Below are 9,360 nucleotides of genomic sequence, written 5' to 3'. Positions count from 1 at the left end.
GGAGTGCGGTGTGTAGCGGTCGCCGCCCGTCGTGACCGTGTTCCAGCGGGGCACCAGGCCGCACCGTCCCGCACCGGCGCGGCACTGCTCACCCGCCACCCGCGGACCGCCCGAGCACTGGAGGAACTCCTGACCACCCCCTGACACCCCTGGCAGCCCGGGCCACCACACGCCGGCGCGGCGGCCCGGGCGCAACCGGCCCCACTCGGACACGCTCCGGCACTGCGGTGGGCGTTCAGCCCGTGCTGCCCGGCGCTGCTCCAGGGAGCGCAGGCCACGAGCCTCCCGCCCGACACGGTGGGGTATCCGCGAGCGATCAGCGCGTCTTCGACGGCCAGCAGGCCTTCCGGAGGCAGGAAGTCGTTCGGCCCCAGCGGGTGCAGGAGTCCGGGAACGGCTCCGGGCTCTGCTTGAGCAGCGCGTTGAAGTCGTCGTGGTCGAACGGGTGGCCGGACACTCCGACGTGTTCAGTGCCGACGGGTTCGACCGCGTAGCCGATGTGCCGCACCAGCGCGTCGACGGAGACGTCATCGGGCCGGGGAAGATCCCGACACCGGTATGCCGACGACCCCGCCGGTCGCGGGGCACACGCTGCCGAGCCGACACGGTCCACGGCCCGCGCCTGTACCGGAGCAAGCCGTTCCGGTGGGCGTCGGAGGTGAGCTCCGACCGGCCCGAGGCGAGCCGGGAACGGTAACCGCCGCGCCGCTCGGGAGGGATGGGCCCGCCGTCCTCGCCCACCAAGTGCCACCTGCCGATCTACCCGGTCGCATAGCCGGCCGCGTCGAAGACGGGACGAACGGGCCGGCGCGCACACCGGGTCGGGGGTGATCGCGTGTTCGATGAGCGTGCCCTCGCGGGCCGGCCGGCCGAACTCGGGAGTCACCCCCGCCTGGTTCCCGTACACGCCCGTGGTGTCCCGGTGCTGCTGGCCGGTGAGGACCACGAGCACGTGGGGACGACGGGGCACGGTCATGCGGTGGCGGTCTCCGAGGCCGAGACGTCCGACGTGCCCGACGCACCCGACGCGACGCCGAACGCCGGGTCCGGCACCGACTCGGGGGACAGCAGCACGGAGGACCGGCCGTCGACGCCCACCGGGACGTCACCGTCGATGGTGACCCGGCGCAGTTTGCGCTCGTGGTCGTCGGAGTCGTCCACTCCGTAGTGCTGCGTCGCCCGGTTGTCCCAGATGGCGACGTCGCCGGCCTGCCACTGCCAGCGGACGGTGTTCTCGGGCCGCTCGATGTGGGACTGGAAGAGCTGGAGCAGGGCACGCGAGTCCGCCGCGGTCAGCCCCTTGATGCGCTGGACGAAGTTGCCGAGCAGCAGGACCCGCTCCCCGGTCTCCGGGTGGACGCGCACGACAGGGTGCTCCGTGAGGAACTTCGTCGAGGTGAACACCTCGCGGAACCGGGCCAACTGCTCGGGCAGCGCGTCGGGGCGCAGCGCGGCGTAGTCGTAGTCGTTGGAGTGCACGGCGTGCAGCTCGTCGGCGAGGCGGCGCAGCGGCTGAGGCAGCCCGGCGTACGCGGTCGCGGTGTTGGCCCACAGGGTGTTGCCGCCGTACGGGGGCACGACCAGGGCGCGCAGGATGGAGAAGGCCGGGTACTCGGGGACGAAGGTCACGTCGCTGTGCCACTGGTTGGCACGGCCGCCGTGGTCGGAGTCGATCGGGAAGGAGTAGCGGCCGTCGGCGGAGGGGACGGTCGGGTGGGCGACCGGTGTGCCGAGCAGACGGCCGAAGGCCTCGTGCTGCTCCTCGTCCAGGTGGTCCTGGCCGCGGAAGAAGACGACCTTGTGCTCGAGCAGGGCCGCGCGGATCTCCGCCACGGTCTGCGCGGGCAGGTCGCCGCCGAGACGGACGCCGGTGAGGACCGCGCCGAGGCGGCCACCGACCTTCCGCACGGTGACGACGGGGGCCGGGGCTGTGGTGGTCATGTGTGTTTCCTTCCGTGGACACAAGCAACGGATGTCGGCTTGCGTGGAGTTAATTCCTGAGGGGAAGCAATTGGGGCGAGACAGGGACCGCGCCCGGAAACCGCCGCGGCCGAGGCGGATGCCGGATGACACGGAGAGCGGGGGTGCGCAGTTGCCATGACGACGGTGGCGGCGGCGCGAACCCGCGGCGCGGGACGCTCGGTTCAGGCGCCGGCGGCAGCCCGACACAGGCCCGGACAGGGCGCCGGGGCGGCGGTGCCGAGCCACGACTGGCAAGCGGCCGTGGTGAGCATGCCCCGGAGACTGGCAGGGCCCCGCGAGGCTCGTCAAGGACGGGGACCGAGCCCCGGATCCTGTCCCGGGGTGCTTCAATTCCCCCTGCACGGCACCTGGCCGTCGGCCCGGGAACCCGCTCTGACCAGGCGAGTTCAGGCGCCGAACCGAAAGAACCGACGCCTGGGCACCCGCTTGGCGGGACGGCCCGTGACCGGCTTCGGGATTTCATGTCCCCGCAACGTGGAGAGGCAACGATGACGTCCACCGCCCACCCGCCCCGAATGGTCGGCGACGGTCGGCGCGAGGCGAACGCGGCCCTCGTGCTGCGTACGGTCCTCGATCACGGCCCGGTCGCCCGCAGCGCCGTCGCCCGGCTCTCGGGGCTGAGCCCGGCTGCCGTGTCCCGGCAGGCCACCGACTTGACACACATGGGTCTGCTGCGCGAACTGCCCGACCTCGCCGAGGGCCGGGGGGTGGGACGCCCGCAGATCCCGATGGACCTGCACCTCGGTGCGGTCGGCGGGCCGGTGGCCGGCGGCGTGCACCTGGGCGTGCCCGCGTCGACGCTGGGCCTGGTCGACCTGCGGGGCAGGGTGATCGCCCGGCGCCTGGTGCCGCACGACGGACTGGACCGGGAGCTGCTGCCGGCCGCCGTCGCCGCCGAGCTGCGTGCCTTCCTCGCCGAACACGTGGGCGGACGGCCCCTGTTGGGAGTCGGTGCGGCGCTGGGCGGCTGGGTCGACCCGGTGCGGGGGTCGGTCGTCCGGCACGAGGCGCTCGGGTGGCGGCGGCGCCCGCTCGCCGTGGAACTCGCCGAGGGTCTGGGCGGTGTGCCCGTGCGGATCGACAACCACGCGCGTGCCATCGCCCAGTCGGAGATCCTCTTCGGCAGGCCGGCCGCCCGGCGCAGTCTCGTCCACCTCTTCGTCGGCAACGTCGTGGACGCGGCCCTGGGCATCGCGGGCGTGGTGCACCAAGGTCCGGGTTCGGCGGCCGGCGACGTCGCCCACCTGCCCGTGCCCGACTCCACCGCCCCATGCCCGTGCGGCCGTTCGGGGTGCTTGGAGGCGACCGCGTCGAACACCGCCGTCGCGGCGACCGCGGCGCGCCGGGGGATCGTGCCGGAACCCGACATCTTCCTGGTCGTGGACGCGGCGGCCGCCGGTGACCGGCGCGCGGACCGGCTGCTGCGGGAACGGGCCAGGGCGGTGGGCAGGGCGGTCGCCCTCCTGCTCGACGTCGTCAACCCGGACCTGGTGGTCGTCACCGAGCACGCCAGCGTCCTCGACGCCGATTACCTGGAGGAGATCCGGGGCGCCGCCGTCGACCTCTCGTCCGTCTGCGACGACCCGGAACGCATTGTCAGCCCCCATGCGGGCCCGGCCACGCTGCCCGTCGCGGCCGGCACCGTCCTGCTGAATCCGCTGTTCAGGGCGCCGTTGAGGACGATGAAAGAGCGGGCGGGGAGCGAAGCGGAAGGACTGACACCGTCTCACTGAACGGACAGCGTCGTTGACCGCCGGACGAGGTCACTGTCATATTGCTGGCGTGAATCCAGGAAAGCGCCTCGTCTGCCGCAGGCATGTCGACCTGTGCCGACAGGCCAGCGCGGTCTGTGCCGTTCGCGTCTGATCACCTCGCCCGCGAGCGGACCCGGGGTCTTTGCGCCGATGCCTCCGCCTCGCCCACGCACCCTTCCTCTTGATACGCGCCGACACACGCTGACCACGCCGATACGCGCCGACAACGCGGCTCCGCGCTGACAGCGACGACGTGCGCGCTCCTGCGCCGAACCGTCAGCCGCTTGCCCGACCTCGCAGCCATGAATTCCGCTCGCAGCGGAAGTAATGATCCGCGGCATCGGGCGCGCGGCGCCGTTCTCCGCGTCTCGTCGTCACCTCATCGTCCCTCGAATCGTCACAGGCAGGCATCCGATGACCGAGTCGTACCCTTCTCCGGCCGCCACACCCTCCCGGCGGACCACCCTGCGTGCCGCCGGCGGTGGCACCCTGCTCCTCGGGCTGGGACTGGCGGGCTGCCGCTCGGCCGTCTCCGCGTCGGAATCCGCCGAGAAAGGAGGCGCCGCCGGACCGAGGCGGGGCGGCACGGTGAGCGTCGCCATCAACAGCGACTTCACCCCGAGTCTCCTGTTCGCCCAGAGCAGCCAGTCCCTCCAGCACCGCCTCGTTTACAACACGCTGACCCGCTACGACGACACGCTGACACCGCAGCCCGAACTGGCGACCTCCTGGCACTACGCGAAGGACGGCCGCAGCATCACCCTCGACCTGCGCTCCGGTGTCACCTTCCACGACGGCCGGCCGTTCACCGCCGACGACGTGATCTTCGCCGTGAAGAACCTCCAGAACCCCGCCAGAGCGGCCCAGCTGAGGGCGACGGCGGCCGTGATCACCGGTTTTGAGAAGCAGGGTGACCACAGGCTGGTGCTCAAGCTGGCCCACCGCGTCAACAACCTCTTCGACCTCTTCGAGTTCATGATCATCACCGATCGGAACTCCGTCGAGGAGGCGCTGAAGGGAACCAGGCTCAACGGCACCGGGCCGTTCCGGCTGACCAAGTGGAGCCCGGGCTCCGGACTGAGCTTCACCCGCAACGACACCTACTGGCAGCAGGGCCGCCCCTACCTCGACGCCGTCGAGTTCCGTGTGATCCCGCAGGCCGACGCCCTCGTCTCCTCCCTGCGCACGGGGCAGTCGCAGCTCACGTTCCAGGTGCCGGGCAGGAACCTCGCCGTCGTCAAGAGCAGCCCCGGCCTCACCGTCACCGAGTACGACACGGGCGGCGGAGCCCAGTACCTCGGCGTCAACACCGCGGTCGCCCCGCTCGGCGACCGCACCGTCCGGCAGGCCCTCGCCCACGCCGTCGACCGCGACCGCATCCTGAAGCAGACCCTCGGCGGCTACGGACTCGCCTCGGCGGCCCCCTGGCCGAAGTCGTCGCCCGCCTTCACCGAGGCCGGCCGCACCCACTACGCGCACGACCCCGCGAAGGCGCGCGAACTGCTGAGGTCCGCCGGACACACCCGCCTCGACCTTCCCCTGCTGCACCTTAATCTGCCCGGGGACACCGCCGTCGCCGAGTCCCTCCAGTACGACCTGAAGCAGGTCGGCGTCCACGTGACCCTCCAGCCCACCGACCCGGCCACCGCGCAGAAGGACCTCATCTCCCAGAAGATGCCCGCCCTGTGGACGATGAGCCACGGGTTCGCCCAGGTCCAGCCGTCGACCCTCGCGGTCAGCGCCTATCCCTTCAACGAGGCCAAGAACACCTCGAAATACCGGTCGGCGAAGTACACCCGGGTCGTCCGCGAGGCGTGGACGAGTCCCGCCACCGGCGCCGCGGCGAACGCGCTGTACCGCGGGATCTCCGACATCCTCCTCGACGAGGCGTTCATCATCGACCTCGTCATCCGCGGCAACGTCCAGGTCGCCGCCAAGGACCTGCACGGCGTCACGCTCAACAAGTTCGCCTACCTCAACCTCGACAACGCCTACCTGGCGGCCTGAGCATGGGCGTCCGACTGCTGCGGCGGCTCCCGTCCGCCCTCCTCGTGCTCCTGGTCGCCTCCTTCGTGATCTTCTCGATCCTCCGCCTGGTGCCGGGTGATCCCGCGACCTCGCTCGCCGGACCGGACGCCGGTCCCGAGACCGTCGCCGCCATCCGGGACCGCCTCGGCCTGGACGAACCCCTGCCCCTCCAGTACGTCCACTGGATCGGCGGCCTCCTCACCGGCGACCCCGGCCCCTCGTACGCCATCGGCGGCCAGACCGCCGACCTCATCGGCGACGGCCTCGGCGCGACGGTGGAACTCACGCTGGGCGCCCTCCTGTTCGTCGTCGTCCTCGGCACCGCGTTCGGGGTGCTCGGTGCCACCGCACGCCGCGGCTGGGTACGCGCCACCGTCCGCGTCCTGACGACCGGGGCGCTGGCCGTGCCGCCGTTCGTCACCGGCATCCTGCTCGTGCTGCTGTTCGCGGTGGTGCTGAAGGTCCTGCCCTCGGGCGGCCGGGTCTCCGTCCTGACCGCCCCCGACCTGGGCGTGCAGTACCTGCTGCTGCCCGCGCTGTGCCTGGCGCTGCCCAGCGCCGCGGTCCTCGGCCGCTATCTGAAGGACGGCATCGAGCGCGCCCTCCTCGAGGACTACGTGCGCACGGCCACCGCGGCGGGCGTCCACCCGCGCCGGCTGCTGTGGCGCCACGCCCTGCCCAACGCGCTGCCGCCCGTCGTCACCCTGCTCGGCATGCAGACCGGCCACCTGCTGGGCGGCGCCGTGCTCGTCGAGGCCATCTTCGCCTGGCCCGGCCTCGGCCAGCTCGCCGAACAGGGCCTCACCCGCCGGGACTACCCGGTCGTCCAGGACCTGCTGCTGCTCCTGGTGACCGTCTTCGTCCTCGTCCAGTTGATCACCGATCTCGTCCATGCCTGGCTCGACCCCCGGATCAGGTGGGAGTGACCCCATGACCGCCATCACCCTCCCGGCCCCCGGGAAACCCGCCCGCAGGAGCCCGCGCCACCCCTACCGGGCCGCGCTGGCCTCCGTCAGGGGCCGCGTCGGCCTCGCCCTCGTCCTGCTCGTCGTGCTCGCCGGGGTCTTCGCCCCGCTGCTCGCCGGGCACAGTCCGACCGACCAGTCCGACCTTTCCCTGGCGGCCCCCGGCACCCCGGGTCACCTCCTGGGCACCGACGACCTCGGCCGCGACCTGCTCGCCCGCCTCGTCTACGGCATCCGCGCCGACCTGGGCATCATCGGCCTCGCGGTGCCCCTCGGGGCGCTCCTGGGCTGCCTGTTCGCGCTGCTCGCCGCGACCCACCCGGCCGTGGACACCGCCGTCCAGCGGGCCTTCGACCTCGTCCTCGCCTTCCCCGGGCTGATCCTCGCCCTCGCCGTCACCGCCATCCTCGGCCCCGGCCGCCTGCCCGTCGTCCTGGTCGTCGCCCTCGCCGAGGTCCCCGCCTTCGGACGGCTCCTGCGCACCGGCATCCTGGTCGAGCGGGAACGCGAGTACGCCACCGCCGCCCGGGTCGGCGGCGCCTCCCCGGCCCGTGTCCTGACCCGGCACATCCTGCCCAACGCCGTGGACCCGCTCGTCGTGCAGATCGCCGTCTCGCTGACCGTCGCGGTCTTCATCGAGGGCGCGATGAGCTTCCTCGGCGTCGGCGTCCGCCCCCCGCAGCCCACCCTGGGCGCCATGCTGAGCCAGTCGATCCCCTACCTCGCCGACGCGCCGCACTTCGCCGCCGGCCCTCTGATCACCGTGACCGCGCTCGTCCTCGGTCTGTCCCTGATCGCCGAGGCACTGAACCGGGAGATACGCCGATGACCGCCTCCGCGCTGCTCGAAGTACGCGGTCTGGACGTCGAGTTCACCGCACCCGACGGCACCGTCACCCGCGCCGTGCGGGACGTGTCCTTCACCCTGGGCCGGGGCGAGACCCTGGCCGTCGTCGGGGAGTCCGGCTCCGGCAAGTCCACCACCGCCCTCGCCCTGCTGCGGATGCTGCCGGGCACCGGCCGCGTCGCCCGCGGCTCCGTCCTGCTGGACGGGCAGGACCTCGCGGCCGCCGACGAGGCCGGGCTCCGGCGGGTCCGGGGCGCCCGCATCGGCATGATCTTCCAGGACCCGATGACGGCCCTGAACCCGGTACTCACCGCGGGCGCCCACCTGGACGAGGTGCTGCGCGCCCACGGCGGCCGCGACAAGGCGGCCCGCCGCGCCCGGGCCGTGGAACTCCTCGGCCTGGTCGGCATCCCGGATCCGGAACGCCGCCTGGACGACCATCCGCACCGCTTCTCCGGCGGCCAGCGCCAGCGCATCCTGATCGCCATGGCCCTGGCCGGCGAACCGGACGTCCTGGTCGCCGACGAGCCCACCACCGCCCTCGACGCCACCGTCCAGGACCAGATCCTCACCCTGCTCGGCGACCTCAACCGCCAAACCGGCACCGCCTTGGTCCTCATCACCCACAACATGGGCGTCGTGGCCCGCGCCTGCGAACGGGTCCTGGTGATGTACGGCGGCACCGTCGTCGAGGACGGTCCCACCGCCGAGGTCCTCACCCGCCCGAGGCACCCCTACACCGCCGGCCTGCTCGCCGCGGTGCCCCGCCTCTCCGCACCGTCCGGCACCCGTCTGGCCGGCATCCCCGGTGCTCCGCCCGACCTCTCGGTCCTCACCGACGGCTGCGCCTTCGCCGACCGCTGCGCCTTCACCGAAGACCGCTGCCGCACCGTCACCCCGCCGCTGGTCACCGTCACGAGGCGGGCCGGATCGGGCAGGCCACCCGTACCGTGCCCTCCCCCGATCCGGCCCGCGCCGCTGCCCGCCGCGCCCCCGCCCGACCGGATCGACCGGCCCCGGCCCGGCGCCGTGGTCCTGGAGGCCGTAGGACTGCGCAAGACCTACCGGGGCCGCGGCCTGCGCGGCCGTTCATTGACCGCGCTGGACGACGTCTCCCTGACCCTGGCCGCCGGCGAGACGCTCGGCATCGTCGGCGAATCCGGCTCCGGCAAGTCCACCCTCGCCCGCGTGCTCGCCCACGCCCACCCGAGCGACTCGGGCACCCTGCGGCTGGACGGCGTGGACATCAGCCGCCCCTCCCGCCGCGAACTGCACTCCGTACGGCGCCGCATCCAGATGGTCTTCCAGGACCCGTACGCCTCCCTCAACCCCCGCATGACCGCCGGCCAGATCATCGCCGAACCACTGCACGCCTTCGGCATCGGCGACCGGCGCCGACGCGCACAGCGGGTGGAGGAACTCCTGCTGCTCGTCGGACTCGACCCGTCCGCGGCCGACCGCCGCCCGCGGTCCTTCTCCGGCGGCCAGCGCCAGCGCATCGGCATCGCACGCGCCCTCGCCCCCGAACCGTCCGTCCTCATCTGCGACGAGCCCGTCTCCGCGCTCGACGTCTCCGTCCAGGCCCAGATCGTGGGCCTGCTCACCGACCTGCAACGCGACCTCGGACTCTCCCTCGTCTTCATCGCCCACGACCTCGCCGTGGTACGGCAGGTCAGTCACCGCATCGCCGTCATGCACCGGGGGCGCATAGTGGAGACCGGCAGCGCCGACGAGGTGTGCGAGAACCCGGCCGACCCCTACACCCGGGCCCTGCTCGCCGCCGC

Annotated in this window: 7 protein-coding genes; 5 read left to right on the top strand and 2 right to left on the bottom strand. The window is 72.8% G+C overall.

Annotated elements, in window-relative coordinates; all coding sequences use genetic code 11:
• Window positions 1-316: 316 nt before the first annotated feature.
• A complete protein-coding gene (locus tag H5J33_RS14065) occupies window positions 317-508 on the bottom strand; it encodes a hypothetical protein (RefSeq protein WP_258565060.1) in 192 nt (63 codons plus the stop codon).
• Between the two features lie 464 nt (window positions 509-972).
• Window positions 973-1,941 carry a TauD/TfdA family dioxygenase gene (locus tag H5J33_RS14060; RefSeq protein ID WP_181795242.1) on the bottom strand — a complete coding sequence of 323 codons (969 nt, stop codon included), beginning with the start codon at window positions 1,939-1,941 and terminating at the stop codon, window positions 973-975.
• A 530-nt stretch (window positions 1,942-2,471) separates the two neighbouring features.
• Between H5J33_RS14060 and H5J33_RS14055 the strand changes: the two genes are divergently transcribed.
• The 5 genes from H5J33_RS14055 to H5J33_RS14035 form a co-directional block, all read left to right on the top strand.
• Window positions 2,472-3,716 (top strand): ROK family transcriptional regulator, encoded by a 1,245-nt coding sequence (locus H5J33_RS14055; RefSeq protein WP_181795241.1) that lies wholly within the window; start codon window positions 2,472-2,474, stop codon window positions 3,714-3,716.
• Window positions 3,717-4,151: 435 nt separating this feature from the next.
• Window positions 4,152-5,744 (top strand): ABC transporter substrate-binding protein, encoded by a 1,593-nt coding sequence (locus H5J33_RS14050; RefSeq protein WP_181795240.1) that lies wholly within the window; start codon window positions 4,152-4,154, stop codon window positions 5,742-5,744.
• 2 nt (window positions 5,745-5,746) lie between these two features.
• The gene (locus H5J33_RS14045; RefSeq protein WP_181795239.1) at window positions 5,747-6,691 is read left to right on the top strand and encodes an ABC transporter permease; all 945 of its coding nucleotides are present in this window, start codon (window positions 5,747-5,749) and stop codon (window positions 6,689-6,691) included.
• A 4-nt stretch (window positions 6,692-6,695) separates the two neighbouring features.
• On the top strand, window positions 6,696-7,559 hold the full coding sequence (locus H5J33_RS14040; RefSeq protein WP_181795238.1) for an ABC transporter permease: 864 nt from the start codon (window positions 6,696-6,698) through the stop codon (window positions 7,557-7,559).
• The coding region (locus tag H5J33_RS14035) for an ABC transporter ATP-binding protein (protein ID WP_181795237.1) at window positions 7,556-9,360 on the top strand (1,805 nt) is incomplete at its 3' end. The genes H5J33_RS14040 and H5J33_RS14035, both read left to right, overlap by 4 nt.

The organism is Streptomyces sp. WELS2, from assembly GCF_013870595.1.
GTDB lineage: Bacteria > Actinomycetota > Actinomycetes > Streptomycetales > Streptomycetaceae > Streptomyces.
This window is presented reverse-complemented; position numbering and strand designations above follow the sequence as displayed.

Excerpts from the sequence above, each read along its gene's own strand:
- H5J33_RS14050 (WP_181795240.1), top strand. The coding sequence starts at position 4,152 with ATGACCGAGTCGTACCCTTCTCCGGCCGCCACACCCTCCCGGCGGACC.
- H5J33_RS14060 (WP_181795242.1), bottom strand. The coding sequence starts at position 1,941 with ATGACCACCACAGCCCCGGCCCCCGTCGTCACCGTGCGGAAGGTCGGT.
- H5J33_RS14045 (WP_181795239.1), top strand. The coding sequence starts at position 5,747 with ATGGGCGTCCGACTGCTGCGGCGGCTCCCGTCCGCCCTCCTCGTGCTC.
- H5J33_RS14040 (WP_181795238.1), top strand. The coding sequence starts at position 6,696 with ATGACCGCCATCACCCTCCCGGCCCCCGGGAAACCCGCCCGCAGGAGC.
- H5J33_RS14055 (WP_181795241.1), top strand. The coding sequence starts at position 2,472 with ATGACGTCCACCGCCCACCCGCCCCGAATGGTCGGCGACGGTCGGCGC.